Consider the following 16,180-nt stretch of genomic DNA (forward strand, 5'->3'; position numbering starts at 1 on the left):
CACGGCAGATGCGCCCGCGGGCTGCTTCTATCGCTGTGAGCAGTTCAGGTTCTGGCAGGATGGCATGGTGTAGTGGCACCGCGGCTCGCCTGCATTCGTCATGCATTCGTAAGGGAACTCCATGAAAATCTACCGTCTTGCCTTGATGTCGACCGCTGCACTCTCGCTCGGCGCCTGCGCCACGACCGCGGAGCCAACTCTTGCCGACGCAGCGCGCGCGGCCCAGGCTGCGATCCCGCCAGCGGCGCAGCAGGTCCAGGCCGGCCTCGACGCCGAGGCCGCCGAGCATGACGCTCTGTTCGCCATCTTTGCTGCGGCCGACGAAGCCGATCTCAAGCTCAATCCGATCAGCGCGCTGTTCCGCGGCGACATGCGTTATGCCGACCGCATGGGTGATTTCCTGACCGAGGAATATGTCCAGCAGGATATCGCCAACACCCGCGCCAACCTCGCCGCGCTGGAGGGGATCGACCGCGAGAAGCTGAGCGAAACCGACCGGATCGCCTACGACGTTTTCCGGTACAACCAGGAACAATCGCTGAAAGGCAATACCGACGAAATCCGCGCGCTGACCGAAGTGCGCCCGGTGAACCATTTCAGCGGCTTCCACACGTTCTACCCGACCTTCGCCAGCGGACAGAGCGCAGCGCCGTTCAAGACCGTCGAGGATTACGACAACAATCTGAGCCGCCACGCAGACTACATAGCGATCGGCGACCGCGCGATCGGCAAGTTCCGCGAAGGGATGAAGTCGGGCGTCCTCGAAACCAGCCTGACGATCCGCAACGTGATCGAACAACTCGATACGCAGTTGGCGATGCCGATCGAGGAATCGCCCTACTGGGCTCCGATCAAGACGATGCCCGAGACTTTTTCGGCCGCAGACAAGGCCCGGTTGACGGCGGAATATCGCAAGGTCACGGGCGAAGTGTATGCTTCGAACCGGCGGATGCGCGATTTCCTGCGCGATGAATATCTGCCTGCCGCGCGGACCACGGTCGGCCTCGGCCAGATGAAGGGCGGCGAAAAACTCTATGCCCAGATGATCGAAAACACGACCACCCTGCCGCTGACCGCCGATTACCTCCACAATCTCGGCCTGTCCGAGGTTGACCGCATCCAGAAGGGGATGCTCGAGGTTAAGGACGAGGTCGGTTTCAAGGGCACGCTGAAGGAATTCTTCGATTACATCCGGACCGACCCGCAGTTCAAGTCGGCCAGCCGCGAAGCGTTGACGCAGTCCTATTACGACATCGGCAAGATCGTCGATGCGAAGGTGCCGGAGTTCTTCTCGCTGGTGCCGGAATCCAAGCTGGAAATCCGGCCTTACGAGGAATTCCGCGAGAAATTCGAGGCGGGCGGTTCGTACCAGTCGGGCACGCCGGACGGTTCGCGTCCCGGGATATTCTACTTCAACGCCTATGACCTGCCCAGCCGCACGACGCCGGGGATCACCACGCTGTATCTGCACGAGGGCGCCCCGGGGCACCATTTCCAGATCAGCCTCGCGCAGGAAAACGAAGCGCTGCCGGCGTTCATGCGGTTCGGCGGGAACACCGCCTATGTCGAAGGCTGGGCCCTCTATGCCGAAACGCTGGGTTACGAGATGGGCCTGTTCGAAGACCCCTACCAGCGGCAGGGTACGCTGGATGACGAGATGCTGCGCGCCATGCGGCTGGTCGTCGATACCGGGCTCCATTCCAAGGGGTGGACCCGCGATCAGGCGATCAAGTACATGACCGACAATTCGTCGATGGGCCTGACCGACGCAACCGCCGAAGTGGAACGGTACATCGCCATTCCGTCGCAGGCGCTGGCGTACAAGGTCGGGGCGCTGACGATCCAGCGCCTGCGCAAGAAGGCCGAGGCCGCGATGGGGAACGATTTCGACATCAAGGAATTCCACGCCCAGGTGCTCGGCACGGGTGCGCTCCCGATGCCGGTGCTGGAGAAGAAGATCGACGACTGGATCGCCAGCCGTTAGACCGCGCGGGAAAATCCGGTAACTTTCCGGGGACCGGTCCGAACTGGTTGACGAGGCGGTTACTACCCTGGGGGCGCAACCAGAGGAATCAATAATGGAAATTTCCGCTCGCAGCGCCGGCCAGATGGCCGCCCTTGCCTTGCTCGTGATCGTGGTGACGCAGGCGCTGTACATGGTCAACAGCAGCGCGGGCCTCGGCATTGCGACCTCGATCATCTGGACTATCGAAGCGGTCGGTTTCATGGTCATGGCCGTGTTTGCCATGGTTGCGCTGGCGCGCCGTGCGAGTGCGCCGGTGGTGTGGGCCTCGATTGCGCTGGGCGGCATATTCAATGTGATCCAGGTCGGCATCGGCCTCGCCATGTTCGGCCCGCTGCAGGAAGCGGGCGACGCCTCCGCAGCAGCCTTCCAGGCGGTGCTGGCCGGGGCGTTCTTCTTCTATTTCGCGGGCAAGTTCCTGTTCGGGATCGCCGCGATCGTGCTCGGGATGGCCTTGCTCAAGGGGCCGATTGCGGCGCGGGTCATCGCCGGACTGGCGATCCTGAGCGGGCTGGCGGCCGTCGTGCTCAACGCCGTGGCGATGGGTGTGGGCATGGACATGGTCTTCGCGGCAGGCGCGGCGGGTACCGCGGCGGCGCTGTTTGCCGCGATTGCGGTCCTGACGACCGGGCGGCAAAGCATCGTTTCCTGATCGCGGGTCGTTTCCCGCCCCTTCCCATCAGGGCCCGAAACGCGTAACACGGATCCATACCCCGGGGAGCCGCTTGGCTGAGAGGGGCGTTTCGCAGCGCCCGACCCGTCGAACCTGAACCCGTTAAGACGGGCGGAGGGAGTGGGCCGGTTCTCGCCAGAAAGCCGTATCCCCGCTTACTCCGCCGACAAGGAGCAAAGCGCATGGCCGATATCAATTCCAAGCTCGAAATCGGGGTCACCACCGGTCCTATCCGCGGCAGCCGCAAGGTCCATATCGGTCCCTTCAACGTGGCCATGCGCGAGATCGATCTGGAGCCGTCGAGCGGCGAACCGCCGCTGCGGGTCTATGACACCTCCGGCCCCTATACCGATCCCGCTGTCCAGATCGACATCCAGGCCGGCCTCGCCCCGCTGCGCCGCCAGTGGCAGCTCGATCGCGGCGATGTGGAGGAATACACCCCGCGTGACGTGAAGCCGGAAGATAACGGCCAGCTTGGCCCCGACCGCAGCGGCGGAGTGCCTCCGTTCCCCACCGCACTGCGCCGCCCGCTGCGCGCCAAGGCCGGACACAACCTCAGCCAGATGCACTATGCCCGGCGCGGCATCATCACGCCGGAGATGGAATATGTCGCCGCGCGGGAAAATCTCGGCCGCGAAATGGCGCGCGAAGCATCGTCCGGCGGGGAAAGCTTCGGCGCCGCCATCCCGCTCAATGTGACCCCCGAATTCGTCCGCGACGAAGTGGCGCGCGGGCGGGCGATCATCCCGTCCAACGTCAACCACCCGGAATGCGAACCGATGGCGATCGGGCGCAATTTCCTCGTCAAGATCAACGCCAATATCGGCAACAGCGCGGTTGCCTCCGATGTCGCGTCCGAAGTCGACAAGATGGTCTGGTCGATCCGCTGGGGCGCGGACACGGTGATGGACCTTTCGACGGGCCGCAACATCCATGACACCCGCGAATGGATCATCCGCAACAGCCCCGTCCCCATCGGCACCGTGCCGATCTACCAGGCGCTGGAGAAGGTCGGCGGCGTGGCGGAGGACCTGACGTGGGAGATTTTCCGCGACACGCTGATCGAACAGGCGGAACAGGGCGTCGATTACTTCACCATCCACGCGGGCGTGCGCCTGCCCTATGTCCCGATGGCGGCCAAGCGGGTCACCGGCATCGTCAGCCGCGGCGGTTCGATCATGGCGAAATGGTGCCTCGCGCATCACAAGGAATCGTTCCTCTACGAACATTTCGACGACATTACCGAGATCATGAAGGCCTATGACATTGCCTACAGCCTGGGTGATGGCCTGCGCCCCGGCAGCATCGCGGACGCCAACGACGAAGCGCAGTTCGCGGAGCTGTACACGCTGGGCGAACTCACCCACCGCGCCTGGAAATCCGACGTGCAGGTGATGATCGAAGGGCCGGGCCACGTGCCCATGCACAAGATCAAGGAGAATATGGAGAAACAGCTGCAGGTCTGCGGCGAGGCTCCGTTCTACACCCTCGGACCCCTCGTGACGGACATCGCGCCGGGTTACGACCACATCACCAGCGGCATCGGCGCGGCGCAGATCGGGTGGTACGGCACCGCGATGCTCTGCTACGTCACGCCCAAGGAACATCTCGGCCTGCCGGACCGCAACGACGTGAAGGTCGGCGTGATCACCTACAAGCTGGCGGCCCATGCGGCGGATCTGGCCAAGGGGCATCCCGCATCACAGATGCGCGACGATGCGCTCAGCCGGGCGCGGTTCGAATTCCGCTGGCGCGACCAGTTCAACCTCAGCCTCGATCCCGACACGGCGGAGGAATATCACGACCAGACCCTGCCGGCGGAAGGCGCGAAATCGGCGCATTTCTGTTCGATGTGCGGGCCGAAGTTCTGTTCGATGCAGATCAGCCAGGAAGTGCGCGATTTCGCCGCCAAGCAGAACCAGACCGCCGACGGCTTCCTGGCCGCAGAAAAATGGGGCGCGGACACCGCCGCCGCCAGCAAGGCCGCAGCGGAAGAAGGCATGCGCGAAATGAGCGAGAAATACCGCGAAGGCGGCAACGAGCTGTATATCGGCGCCGGGGGCCGCGAACACGATTGAGGGCCTGAACCCCTAGATTGAACCTCCGCCCCTCACGCCGTGCCGGCCGCTATTCGTGGCCCCACGGCGCGGGGGGCGCAGGCACAGGGCGGGTGAGGTCGAATTCGACGCGGAACAACCGGCCCTCGCGCTGCAACTGATAGGCATAGCGCCCGTCCGCCGTGCCCGCCGGGTCCACCTCCACCCGCCAGACATTGGTGACGGAGGCGGTCAGATCGTTCGCCCGGAACATCGCGATGCTTTCCCCATCGACGGGAAATTCCTGCGCCTGCGCGGTGCCCGGCGCTGCGGTGTCCCCGCCATAGAATGTCACCGCATCCGCCGTGCCGTCTTCGTGCCGGTGATCGTGCTTCAGCCGCAGGCCGGTGTCGGTGCGCGTGACCAGCCAGGTGCGCGAGCGGTCCCAGCTGCCATCGGCGTTCCCGACATGGAACGGCACCGCGATCCGCGTATCGCTGCATTCGCGCACATGCATCACCATGGGCCGCCCGCGCATATCCGCATCCGCCGCCTGATCGGACACCATCGCGCCTTCGTAAGCCTTCCCGCAATGCGAAGCGAGCGCCTCAAAAAACGCCTCCTGCGGCGCGAGTGTTGGCGGAGTGGGCGCGGGAGACGCCGCGCCGACACACCCCGCCAGCGTTGCGGCGAAGAGCAATGGCAGCAGCGTGGCTCGGGTGTGGGAGGTTGGGGCGAGTATGGGGTTGGGTTTGTTCATGCGATGAGGATGCACGATGTGGAGGCAGGGGGATAGGGGATCTGCAGCTTCGCTGGCATTTAGTCGCACATCGCCGAACTCGGGCAGCGATGCAGTTTATAAATCAATAGTAATTAGCCGTTGTATGGCTTTGGACTGTTTTTGATCTTCCCAATCCGGCAGTAAGAGCTTGGAACTGGAATGAGGCACCACACTAATTCTAGAACTTTCAATTTGTACGAGGAAGATGGGTCAGAATTTTTATGGAAATTTTTACGAAAGGTGAGAGAGTTCGTGAAGGCCCACCTCGGGCAGGCGAGAGCCGCTATTCGTACCTCAATGCGTCGGCAAGAGAGGAGGCCGCAATCGCTCGAAGGACGGTTGAGGATTGGTTGGCTGACTATCCTGCGGGAAACTTCAGCCATTGGCTCGGCGATTTTCAAAGTGCAGACGACGGTCAACATCAATCGGCATTCTTTGAACTTTTCCTCTTTCAGTTTTTTTCGAAATCAGGTTGCGAAATTATTGCTGTCGAGCCTAGTTTTGAAGGACAGAAGGGAAATCCTGATTTCCACTTACGCGATAAAGTGGGTCGAGAATTCATAGTTGAGGCGATTTCGCCTAACTTTTCCGCCGATATAAACAAGGGTAAGGAAAAGCTTACTGCAGAAATAAAGGACGCAATCAATTCTCTACCAATTAATAATCATCTTTTGATCCTGGAAAAGATCGAAGCTCCATTCGAGTCGATCAATAAAAAGCGCCTAGCCGACGCGCTATTGCAGTGGATTGCGAATAACCCAGATGAAAATGATTTATTTGAATATCGCGACAAAGGCGCGTTGGTCCAACTCAAAGCAATCGCTCGTCGTGGGTTAGAAGCAAGCTCTCGCAGTCACCGGCCAATCGCTGTAGAAATGGGCGATGTTTCAATCAGCACTCCTGGTATGGAGATACGTCGTGGTCTTGAAAAAAAGCCTCGAAGTACCGAAATCTGAAAATTCCCTACGTGATCGCTCTAAATGCGCGAAGCATGTGTGATACCGAAGATGACTATTTGGCAGCAACTTACGGGTCAGAATTTGTCTCGTTTTCGATCGGGCCCGACGCTGCTATTGAGAAGAGCCCAAATGGGCGCGGAATTCAGATGGTTTGTTCAATGAGGGAGGACGCGCTCGCAAGCGGCACGTGAGTGCTGTCTTGTTATTCGATGGTGTAAAACCGTGGCAGTGGTCAGATCGCCGAAGTGTGGTCATACACAACGCTTTCGCCAATGCTCCAATTCATCCATTGAGACTAGGCGGGGACGAATGGCTTGTTGACGGCGAAAAACTCACGAAGATCGAAGGTTCTGAAATCTCGGCAATTTTCAGCGAAGCTGGCTAATTTGAGTTCGTGGTCCGCGTTTTGTGTTCAGAAAACCTAAGCCAGCGCTGTTCTAAACCCCAACCCGCCCCACCAGCTTGCGCACCATCTCACGCACTTCTGCCGGGGTATCGCCGCTGACCACTTCGACATAGCCGATGCCGGCGCGGCGGAGGGCCTCCCGCTTTACCGCGTCGCGGGCGGCGGTGTTTTCGCCCGTGTGGTGGCCCTTGCCCTGGAACTCGACCGCGTGGAGCGGTTTGCATTCGGCGTCCACGATCAGCAGGTCCACCCGCTTGGAATTGACCGCGAAATAGGCGTCCTTGTCCGTGCTGGCGAGGATTTCGCCCAGGCTGACCTGCCCCATCGCGCGCCAGCCGGGGCTGCCCTCCGCCAGCGCCTTGTCCAGCACGGTCAGCAGCCGCTGCTCGCCCTTGTTGAGGAGCGGGCGGGCGGTGAATTTGGCGCGCATTACGTGGCGCAGCTGGTCGGCGGCCAGATCGACCTCAGGCGCGGCGCGGTCCGGCTTCGCGCCGATGATCGAAACGACCTTCTTGCTGCCGGGTCTGGTGTTGCGCCCTTTCCAATAGGCACGGCGCTCGGCGCGTTTCTGCCCTTCGACCAGCCGGTCCACCCCGATACCGATCGCCGCGCCGACCGCCATCACGATCAGCAGCATCAGCGGGTTGTCGAGCAATGTTAAGGCGTCGGGCTGCATCGGTCCGATGTATCCGTAATAATTTAGGGAAAAGCAAACGCGCATTGGGGGGGATCGCCGGTGCCCCGCGCCGAAGCAGTTTTCCTACATCGCGGCGGCGTGATAGCGCGGCGGCATGAAACGGACCTCTCATCTGCCCGCGCGCTGTAGGAAATTATCGCATAGCGCGGCGTTACAGGATTTTAATTCTTCCATGGGGCGAAACTGTCACCCGGCACCCCTCAACCCCGCAGGAACACGCGGGTTTCGGGGGCGGACAGCAAATGTTGGACGTGTCACCTTTGTAACCCTGGCGGCGGCTGGCGGCTTGGTTCGGCGGGGTCGGAGCGGGCCAAGGGCGGGGAGTTTGCCGTTGTCCTCAAACAGGCGTAGCTTCCATCCGGGGCCGCCTCTTTGAAGGAGCGTGAAATGGTGGGGAAATATACATATCTGCAGGTTGCACTGGCGGCGTTCGGCGCGGTGTTCTGCCTGATCTATCCGCTGGCGGTGATCTGGCCCTCGGGCTGGGCGTGGCACGAAGGGGTGCCGCATTCCTCGCAATATTACATGATGATCGTGGGGGTCTACCTGACGCTCGGGGTGTTCCTGATCCGCGCGGCGGCCAATCCGGCGGCGCATGGCTCGCTGATCCAGTTCACCAACTGGTCCAGCGTGGTCCATGCGGTGATCATGGCGGTCCAGTCCTTCAGCAATCCCATGCACATGGGCCACTTGCTGGGCGATGTGCCCGCGTTGCTGCTGGTGGCGGTAGTGCTCGGTGTATTGACGCGGGGAGGGCAGGCGGACACGGCGCATGCCTGATGTCCTGCCCGCCTGATGTCCTGCACCCCTGATTAACCATTGCTCCGGCGGGCGGCGGTCGTTCGTTGCCTGCGGGGGCCAAAATTTGTTAACCATTTGCCGGTATCTCTACGTGTCATTCGAGAGGTAACTGGTGGACTGGGTGCTGCAATTTAGCCGAAAACTGGCCCGTTGGGCGGCCATTTGCTGCGCAGTCCTGCTGGGCCTCGGGGCATCGGGCGCGGCTAACGCGGCGGTGTGCGGACGCGCCGCCACCCCCGGCGCGGCTCCGGCGGGGTGGGAAAGTTACTGCTGGCTCGACTTCACGACCTACAACGACACCACCGCCCGCAGCACGGCGGGGCAGAATTTCTCCTTCGACCTGGATGACGGGTCCCGCCTGACGTTCAACATGCGCGTGACCAGCACCGCAGCGTCCGGCCTGATCGCCCAGATCGCGCCGAGCTGGACCGGTGCTGCGGTGGGGAACAGCTCGTTCCTCAACATCCCGGGGCGGCCGATCCTCTACACTCGGAACGAGGGCAGCACGGTCACCGCGCTGCTGCGGAACATCACCATCATCCCGCCACCCGGCGTCGCCTCGATCAACGATTTCGCCTTCGTCGTCGCCGACGGGGAATCGACCGACAACGCCGAATACCTGAACTACACCACCAACGGCGGGGTATGGGAATTGCTCGACACCGTCGCGCCGCAATCGGGCAACCGCTATCCGGTGCTGACCGGCATCGGCACCAACACCATGCGCTCCGCCGGGGGCGGGCAGCCCTCGCTGATCGGCGCGCATATTGCCGGGACCAACCGGCCGAGCCAGGTCACCGTGGTGCTGCGCGCTGGCGGATTGCAGGGCGTGATGCTGGCGGTGCGCTTCGCCTCGATCAAGCTCGACAAGATCATCCAGGGCGCACGGATCGATCCGACCGACCAGTTCAATTTCTCGATCCGCTCGACGTCCAGCGGGACAGTGCTGGCCAGCGGCACGACGAGCGGCACCGGCAACGGGCCGTTCACCGCAGCACTGGTCGCGACCGCCTCGGGCATAACGGTGACGCTCGCCGAATCGATGGCGCCCGGCAGTGCCAGCCCTTTGAGCCGGTACCGCGGGGCGCTGACCTGCACCAACAAGAGCACATCCTCGCCCACCCCGCTGCCCAACGGAGTGGTCACCAGCAGTTATCCGATGGCGCCGCTGGCCTACGGGGACGAGATCACCTGCCGCTTTACCAATGCGGCGTATCCCCATGTCTCGCTGACCAAGGCGCTCGGCGCGGGCGGCAGGATCTTCGCGACCGACCAGTTCAGCCTGCGTATCCGGCAAGGTAATACGGTCGTCGCCAGCACTACCACCAGCGGGACGGGCACCACCGTCACGAACGGCGCCATCCCGCTCACCCAACTGGTCGGCGGGGAGGTCCACCGGCTGGACGAGCTGGCCGTCGGGTCCACAAATCTGGCGCGGTATTCGCCCTCGCTCGCCTGCATCAACGCGTACACCGGATCGCCGACGGTCCTCCCGACAAGTGTCAACGCGGCCTTCATGCCGGGGTTCGGCGATGTCATCCGCTGCACCCTGACCAACAGCCGCGACGGCATCCGCGGCATACTGGAAGTGGTGAAGACCTCGCAGCTCATATCCGATCCGGTGAACGGCGCGGTCAATCCCAAGGCGATCCCGGGTGCGCTCATCCGCTACCGCATCACGGTCCGCAATGTGGGGGACGGGACGGTCGATTCCGGCAGCATCGTGATCAAGGACCAGCTGCCGGCGGGGATCACCTACAACAACGGCGCGCCGGTGACGTTCACCAACGGGCCCACTTCCAGCGGGCTCGGCACCTTCAACCCGGCCAACCGGGTGCGCTTTTCGAACCAACCCTCCGGACTGGACCCCTACACCTATACACCGGTCACGACGCCCGACCCCGCGATCCGCGGCGTCCGAGTAACAACCCTGGGGACCATGGCGGCTTCCGACGGCACAGCGATCCCCGAATTTTCGGTCACGTTCGACACGGTGGTTCAGTAAGGTACCTTGCGGGACCGGCTCTTCGGCTTTATCCGGACGGCGAAATGGACCTCGACAATGGCTGATCTCTACCTCAAGAACCTCGAATCGGAACGCAAGAGCCTGTGGGCGACGTGCCGCTTGAAAGGGCTGGCGAGGGATACGCCCGAACGGCAGCGGATTGCGCAGATCGATGCGCTGATTGCCGAGCACAAGGCGAAGAAGTAGCAGTCATGAAGATGATCCGGTGCACCTTAGTCGCCTGTATGACCCTTGTGGTGCTGGCAGCGTGTCAGAACGGTCCGGAGCAGGCTGCCGCGCCGAAGTTCGACGGCATCGCAAAGGACGAAGTGATCCGCTTCACGGGCACCGAACCGTTTTGGGGGGGCCAGGTCGAGGGTACCATGCTGACCTATTCCACGCCGGAAAACATCGACGGAGAAACCATTGCGATAAAGCGTTTTGCCGGCAACCACGGCCTGGGACTGTCAGGAAAACTGGGTGAAGCGGCGTTCGACATGACGGTGACCCCGGGCGAGTGTAGCGACGGAATGTCCGACCGGGTCTATCCGTTCACAGTCACGCTGAGCATCGACGGGGAGATGCGGGAGGGCTGCGGCTGGACTGACAGGGAACCGTTCAGCGGCCCCGAAAACCCCTGAAGCATCTGCGGTATCCAACTCCTGGGACCAGCCCGCTTCAAGCACAATTTACCGCAATATGCTGCTCTAACGTCGCCGCCAGCGAAGTTTAGGGGAACATCCCCGTGGTGCATCCGTTCTGCCATCGAACACGTATCTTCTTTTGCGATACGTGAATGTAATCGCACATCCTGTTAAATTTAAACGAGGTTATCCCCCATGAGAAATATTTCCCTGATGCTCGCTTCCGCCGCAGCACTCTCGCTCGCCGCTTGCGCGCAGGAACCTGCTGAAACAGACACGATGGCTGACGAAACGGCAATGGCGGACGACATGACCGCTGCCGAATCCGGCACGATCGTCGATGTTGCGTCGAGCAATCCCGATTTCTCGACCCTGGTAACTGCAGTAAACGCGGCTGATCTCGGCGCGACGCTCTCGGGCCCGGGTCCCTTCACCGTGTTCGCCCCGAATGACGCGGCCTTCGCCAAGCTTCCCGCCGGTACGCTGGAAGATCTGACGAAGCCGGAAAACAAGCAGGCGCTCGCCGACATTCTGACTTATCACGTGGTGTCGGGTGACGTGAACGCTGAAGCGCTGACCAAGATGATTTCGGACAATGGCGGAACCGCTGAACTGACGACGGTCAACGGCGCGATGCTCACTGCCAAAGTCGATGGCGAAAACGTCGTGCTGACCGATGCGGCTGGTAACATGTCGACAGTGACCGCGACCGACGTGGACGCGTCGAACGGCGTGATTCACGTAATCGACACGGTCGTAATGCCGAGCTGATTGGCGGATGGATCGAATTGAAAGAACGGGGCTGCCTGCGGGCGGCCCCGTTTTTGTTTGGTCTTAGCGTTTGCGGACAAACTCGGCGCGCAGCACCAGGCCCTTGATGCCCGGGAACTTGCAGTCGATTTCCTGCGCGTCTCCGGTCAGTCGAATGGACTTGATCAGCGTCCCCTGTTTCAGCGTCTGGCCTGCGCCCTTGACGGTCAGGTCCTTGATCAGCGTCACCTGGTCGCCGTCCGCCAGGACATTGCCAACCGCGTCCCGCACTTCGGGCTGCCCGGAACTGTCATCCGCTGCCGCTGCCACTTCGCTGGCGGGCATCCACTCGCCGCTGGCCTCGTCATAGATATAATCTTCATCGCCATTGGCCGGGTCTGTCATGTTTTGTCCGCCTGTTCGGGGAAAGAATAGCCCGCCGACGCAGCTTCCGCGATGACTTCGGTTGCAGTTTGCATGGGCGTGTCCTGCGCGAAATCATAGAAGGGCGGCTTTTCGTCCACGAAAATCTGTTTGGTCATGGTCACGGTATCGCCGAAGTCGAACAGGCCAGCGCAGAAGCTGTAATGGTCTGCCGGGATGAAGCGGTAGTACAGGTTACTGCCGCACGCCTGGCAGAATGCCCGTTCCGCCCACTCGGACGAACGATGGGCGGTAATCCGGTCCTGGCCGGTGATATCGAACGATCCCGCGCTCACGCCCATGAACGGGCCTCCGCCCCATTGCAGGCACATGGTACAGTGGCACACCTCGACCTCAGGGCGGACTTCCGCCAGTTCTATCCGGACCGCGCCGCACAGGCAGCGCCCGACGGCCGAAGGAATTGCCGTATCGATGCCGTCCATTTGTCCATTCCTTGTTCACCGCAACCATCGTCAGATCCAGCATAAGATCGCAGATCGAAGGGTTCAAATGCCCAATTACTTTTAAAATTATGTTTTTCCGGCCTTATGTGCTAGAACACTTGGGCTGACGTCGAAAACACGACGGACTTCGACGATACCGGCCGCCTGGAAACATTCGGCCAACAGCGACGACTTCCTCTTTCGAAACGACCTAAAGCACTTCTGCGTTGCAATTCTGCGCGCGGGAACACTCCGTTTCTCGAAGGGAAACAACTATGCCTACCGGAACAGTCAAGTTCTTCAATACCGACAAGGGCTTCGGCTTTATCCAGCCAGAAGACGGCGGCGATGACGCCTTCGTCCATATTACTGCTGTGCACGCTGCAGGAATGCAGACGCTCGATAAAGAACAACGCGTAAATTACGAGCTGGAAACCGGCCGTAACGGAAAGACCTCCGCGGTCAATCTGACGAACGCCTGATCGGATTCAGTTGGAGCCGGGGGCGACGGCATAGCGCCGCTGCCCCCGGTTTCACGCCGACTAATCCACACCACAAAATTCCCGGGAAGTACCGAATGAGCCAGTCTTTCGAATTTTACCAGGAACGCGCCGAAGCTGCCGCCAAGGAAGCCAAGGCTGCCACACTCGACAATGTCCGGGAACGCGCGCTTCGATCCGAATCTGCATGGCGGGAAATGGCTGACCGCGCCCGCGAAACCGACCGTGAGCGCAAGATTGCCGACAAGGCCCGTGCCGAACGCCGTGAAGCCGAAGCGCTTGCCGCGCAGCAGCGCGCAACTGCTGCCGCAGCTATCGAAGCCACCGAACCCGCCGAATAGTCCGGGCGCCAGCTATCGCTCCGTCCCACGCTCCGATTCGCGTCCGGTAATCCCGGCCCCGCGCAATTCCTTGCCTATCCGGCCCGTGAGCCACAGCCACCACATCCTGAAATCTGCCGCGAGCGACCAGAGCGGATAGGTGAACGTCGCCGGCCGATTTTTCTCGACCGTGAAATGTGCCAGCCACGCGAAGAAATAGCCTGCCACAGGCATCGCCGCAAACCACCAGTATCGCCCTGTCACCAGCGCGTAGACGGCTACCACCGCGACCAACGTAGTGCCGATATAATGCAGCGCGCGGGTCCGCGGCTTGCTGTGTTCCCGCAAATAGAACGGCCAGAATTCGGCGAAGCTGGTAAACTTGTCGGTCATCGCATCCTTGTTCTACGCCACGCCTGGCGAATTTAAAACAGGCCCGGCACTTCGCGCTGAGCGGGAGTCGGGATGTCCGGCTGGAGCAAAGTACGCGCGGGCGCGAGAGACTGGGTGCCCTGGACGCCAGGAGTTCCGGCGATTGGGCTACAGGCCCGTCCGGCGAGAAATTCGAGCGCTGCGGCAATCGACGCTTCCGCCGGATCGCCCAATTGGACGCTGATATCGTCGTTCGCGCGGCAGGTGTTGGGGACTACGGATGCGAGGCCGGTGTAGTAATCGCCCTGCCTGTTGGCGTTTTCCGTGCGGAAGGTAACCGCCCGCAGTCGGTCGTCGCAAGCGTCCACATCGAAACCGAACTGTCCGACCGGCTTGCCGAAGGTGTTGGCGCCGACCAGCGCCATATTGTTGCCGAGGTAGGGAATGAACGCATTGGTCACGAGTTCGCTGGCCGAAGCTGTGCCGCCACGACCGATGAAGGCGATCTTGGTCGCGGCGATGGCCTCCGGTTGGGCGCCGAAAGGTCGGGTTTCGTTCATCGACGCCTTGGATGGGCGCAGAGTGGTGTAGCTGAACACCTGGCCGACGTTGGCAGCGCCGAGGAGGTCGCCCATCAATCCGGCGGTGCTGACCAGACCGCCGCCATTATAGCGGAAATCGACGATAACCTCGGTCACGCCTTGGGCGCGGAAATTGCTGAATGCGGTACGCAGGTCGGGATCGGCAGTGTTGATAAAGGTGCGCAGGTTGAGATATCCGACCTGCTTGCCGCCATCGTTGATAATCTTCGCGCCGTAACGGTTCGATACCGGGTCGAGCGCGAAATTCGCTTTCGCCACGGTGACTTGGCGGGTGGTGCCGCTGGCTTCCCGGATGCTGAACACACGGGTCAGGCCGGGGGTTGCATCCCCCAGCGCGTTGATCACCGCTTGCGGACCACCGGATGACATCAGGGAGGAAATCGTCTGGAGGTTCGATGCGCTGGTGCCGACCGACAGCAACTCCACCCCGCGGTCGAAACCGGCAGGCAGGCCCGGACCGCCTTCGAACGCCTCGATCACGAACACGCGGTTGGCAGAAGTGTCATACCCCAGACGAATACCGAACCCCGCACTGGAGCCGGAATTGAAGAACGCGTCTTCTTCCGCGATTGAAGTGATGTAGGTGAAGAACCGATCTTTCGAATTGGCGCGCGCCGGTGCGACCAGTGCGTCGATATAGCTCTGGAGGTCGGTGAAGCTGCCTGGGTTGACGCTGGTGTCGAGTTCGGCCGGGAACAAGTACCATTCGTTCAGCACGTCCCGCACGAACTGCTGCCGGTTTGCCAGCGAGCACGCTGCAGTCGTCGGCGTGGGGGTCGGCGTAGGTGTGGCGCCGCCTCCGCCAGCGACCGGACCGGGGCTCGAGGAACCTCCCCCGCCGCACGCGCTCAACGCTGCAACCAGCCCGATAGTGAATGAAGTGCGACCCATGCGCATAGTCCGTTTGCTCCCCGCCAATGTGCGACCCGACCGGCAATCTCCGGTCAATTCCGTAGCCTTGCCGATCCCCCGTGAACGAGTCGTGAGCAAGCCCGCACACCCATTTTTCAGCTTTACGGATAGAAAGATACGTAAATTCGGCCCATTTTCGGCTCGGTCCAGTGGAAAACCCTGAATTTTACGCCTTGGACACTCGCCGCTTGGCCCCAATCGTCCTAGAGCAGTCCGCCAAAGGAGAATGACCTCGATGCCTCAATCCGTACCTGACTGGCTTGCACCCTCGCTCACGAATGTCCGGGATGGACATGGCAGGCTGACGGTTGCGGACCTGGCCGGGGAACGGGAACTTGGGCGCGCGGGCTTCGCTTTGAGCAGCCCGGCCTTTGCCGACGGCGGCGAGATGGACCCCAGCTTCACCGCGCAGGAAGAAGACGCGGTTGCGCCTCCCTTGGAATGGAACGCCCCTCCGCCAGGGACGCAGGAACTCGTCCTGATCGTCGAAGATCCCGATGCGCCCGGCGATGTTCCGGCCTGCCATTGGCTGGTCTGGGGGCTGCCCGGCCAGAAGGGCAAGCTGCTGGAAGGAGAAGTGCCGCCGCGGGTGGGCAAGAACGCCCAGAAGAATTCGGAATGGTTGCTGCCTGACCCTCCGGCGGGGGACGCGGCCCATGATTATGTGTTTCAGATCTACGCTCTCGATCTCCCGCTGACCCTGATGCCCGGGGCGACGAGGGATGAGCTGGTGGCGGTCATGCGTGGCCATGTCATCGGCGCAGCCGTGCTTACCGGGACCTACGCCCGGCATGAAGTGGAAGACGAAGCGTGGGATGAGGAGGATATCTGAT

The 16,180-nt window shown here is 61.7% G+C and carries 18 protein-coding genes and 1 riboswitch; of the genes, 12 read left to right on the plus strand and 6 right to left on the minus strand.

All coding sequences use genetic code 11. The annotated features are described in order from the left end of the window. The first annotated feature begins 121 nt into the window (after positions 1-121). The 3 genes from GRI65_RS14210 (at position 122) to thiC (ending at position 4,774) form a co-directional block, all read left to right on the plus strand. Positions 122-1,984: a DUF885 domain-containing protein gene (locus GRI65_RS14210; protein ID WP_160757248.1), complete on the plus strand. Its 1,863-nt coding sequence runs from the start codon at positions 122-124 to the stop codon at positions 1,982-1,984. A 94-nt stretch (positions 1,985-2,078) separates the two neighbouring features. After that, on the plus strand, positions 2,079-2,675 hold the full coding sequence (locus GRI65_RS14215; protein ID WP_160757249.1) for a hypothetical protein: 597 nt from the start codon (positions 2,079-2,081) through the stop codon (positions 2,673-2,675). A 52-nt stretch (positions 2,676-2,727) separates the two neighbouring features. After that, positions 2,728-2,835, plus strand: a riboswitch (TPP riboswitch). A 43-nt stretch (positions 2,836-2,878) separates the two neighbouring features. Then, positions 2,879-4,774, plus strand: coding sequence for a phosphomethylpyrimidine synthase ThiC (gene thiC / locus GRI65_RS14220; RefSeq protein ID WP_160757250.1), 1,896 nt, complete (start codon positions 2,879-2,881; stop codon positions 4,772-4,774). Positions 4,775-4,823: 49 nt separating this feature from the next. Here the strand turns inward: thiC and GRI65_RS14225 are convergent, their stop codons facing one another. Next, on the minus strand, positions 4,824-5,492 hold the full coding sequence (locus GRI65_RS14225; RefSeq protein WP_160757251.1) for a hypothetical protein: 669 nt from the start codon (positions 5,490-5,492) through the stop codon (positions 4,824-4,826). A gap of 242 nt (positions 5,493-5,734) precedes the next feature. Between GRI65_RS14225 and GRI65_RS14230 the strand changes: the two genes are divergently transcribed. Beyond that, positions 5,735-6,469: a hypothetical protein gene (locus tag GRI65_RS14230; RefSeq protein WP_160757252.1), complete on the plus strand. Its 735-nt coding sequence runs from the start codon at positions 5,735-5,737 to the stop codon at positions 6,467-6,469. Positions 6,470-6,909: 440 nt separating this feature from the next. On the opposite strand, the gene GRI65_RS14235 is transcribed toward GRI65_RS14230, so the two are convergent. Continuing rightward, entirely contained in the window at positions 6,910-7,554 is a 645-nt protein-coding gene (locus GRI65_RS14235) for a DUF2726 domain-containing protein (protein WP_202391350.1), read from the minus strand. Positions 7,555-7,962: 408 nt separating this feature from the next. Here GRI65_RS14235 and GRI65_RS14240 point away from each other — a divergent pair, with 408 nt between their 5' ends. The 5 genes from GRI65_RS14240 (at position 7,963) to GRI65_RS14255 (ending at position 11,796) form a co-directional block, all read left to right on the plus strand. Next, complete coding sequence (locus GRI65_RS14240) at positions 7,963-8,355, plus strand: DUF6632 domain-containing protein (RefSeq protein WP_160757254.1); 393 nt, start codon at positions 7,963-7,965, stop codon at positions 8,353-8,355. A 142-nt stretch (positions 8,356-8,497) separates the two neighbouring features. Beyond that, positions 8,498-10,381, plus strand: coding sequence for a CshA/CshB family fibrillar adhesin-related protein (locus GRI65_RS14245; RefSeq protein ID WP_160757255.1), 1,884 nt, complete (start codon positions 8,498-8,500; stop codon positions 10,379-10,381). 57 nt (positions 10,382-10,438) lie between these two features. Next, complete coding sequence (locus tag GRI65_RS15165; protein WP_202391351.1) at positions 10,439-10,588, plus strand: hypothetical protein; 150 nt, start codon at positions 10,439-10,441, stop codon at positions 10,586-10,588. Positions 10,589-10,593: 5 nt separating this feature from the next. Beyond that, positions 10,594-11,022, plus strand: a complete 429-nt coding sequence (locus tag GRI65_RS14250; RefSeq protein ID WP_160757256.1) for a COG3650 family protein — start codon at positions 10,594-10,596, stop codon at positions 11,020-11,022. A gap of 198 nt (positions 11,023-11,220) precedes the next feature. Continuing rightward, positions 11,221-11,796: a fasciclin domain-containing protein gene (locus tag GRI65_RS14255; RefSeq protein WP_202391352.1), complete on the plus strand. Its 576-nt coding sequence runs from the start codon at positions 11,221-11,223 to the stop codon at positions 11,794-11,796. Positions 11,797-11,859: 63 nt separating this feature from the next. On the opposite strand, the gene GRI65_RS14260 is transcribed toward GRI65_RS14255, so the two are convergent. After that, entirely contained in the window at positions 11,860-12,180 is a 321-nt protein-coding gene (locus tag GRI65_RS14260; protein WP_160757257.1) for an alkylphosphonate utilization protein, read from the minus strand. Continuing rightward, positions 12,177-12,641, minus strand: a complete 465-nt coding sequence (locus GRI65_RS14265) for a GFA family protein (RefSeq protein WP_160757258.1) — start codon at positions 12,639-12,641, stop codon at positions 12,177-12,179. Before GRI65_RS14265 ends, GRI65_RS14260 begins: the two co-directional genes overlap by 4 nt. 275 nt (positions 12,642-12,916) lie before the next feature. On the opposite strand from GRI65_RS14265, the gene GRI65_RS14270 reads away from it, so the two are divergent. Both GRI65_RS14270 and GRI65_RS14275 read left to right on the plus strand, forming a co-directional pair. After that, a complete protein-coding gene (locus tag GRI65_RS14270) occupies positions 12,917-13,123 on the plus strand; it encodes a cold-shock protein (RefSeq protein WP_160601458.1) in 207 nt (68 codons plus the stop codon). Positions 13,124-13,218: 95 nt separating this feature from the next. Beyond that, on the plus strand, positions 13,219-13,482 hold the full coding sequence (locus GRI65_RS14275; protein ID WP_202391353.1) for a hypothetical protein: 264 nt from the start codon (positions 13,219-13,221) through the stop codon (positions 13,480-13,482). Between the two features lie 12 nt (positions 13,483-13,494). Here GRI65_RS14275 and GRI65_RS14280 read toward each other — a convergent pair whose 3' ends face one another. Together GRI65_RS14280 and GRI65_RS14285 are read right to left on the minus strand one after the other, a co-directional pair. Continuing rightward, a complete protein-coding gene (locus tag GRI65_RS14280) occupies positions 13,495-13,854 on the minus strand; it encodes an Mpo1-like protein (RefSeq protein ID WP_160757259.1) in 360 nt (119 codons plus the stop codon). Positions 13,855-13,886: 32 nt separating this feature from the next. After that, positions 13,887-15,326, minus strand: coding sequence for a S41 family peptidase (locus GRI65_RS14285; protein ID WP_332872667.1), 1,440 nt, complete (start codon positions 15,324-15,326; stop codon positions 13,887-13,889). A 256-nt stretch (positions 15,327-15,582) separates the two neighbouring features. Here GRI65_RS14285 and GRI65_RS14290 point away from each other — a divergent pair, with 256 nt between their 5' ends. Next, positions 15,583-16,179 carry a YbhB/YbcL family Raf kinase inhibitor-like protein gene (locus GRI65_RS14290; RefSeq protein WP_160757261.1) on the plus strand — a complete coding sequence of 199 codons (597 nt, stop codon included), beginning with the start codon at positions 15,583-15,585 and terminating at the stop codon, positions 16,177-16,179. Position 16,180: the final 1 nt, after the last annotated feature.

The sequence above is a fragment of the Allopontixanthobacter sediminis genome, from assembly GCF_009828115.1.
Classification (GTDB): domain Bacteria; phylum Pseudomonadota; class Alphaproteobacteria; order Sphingomonadales; family Sphingomonadaceae; genus Allopontixanthobacter; species Allopontixanthobacter sediminis.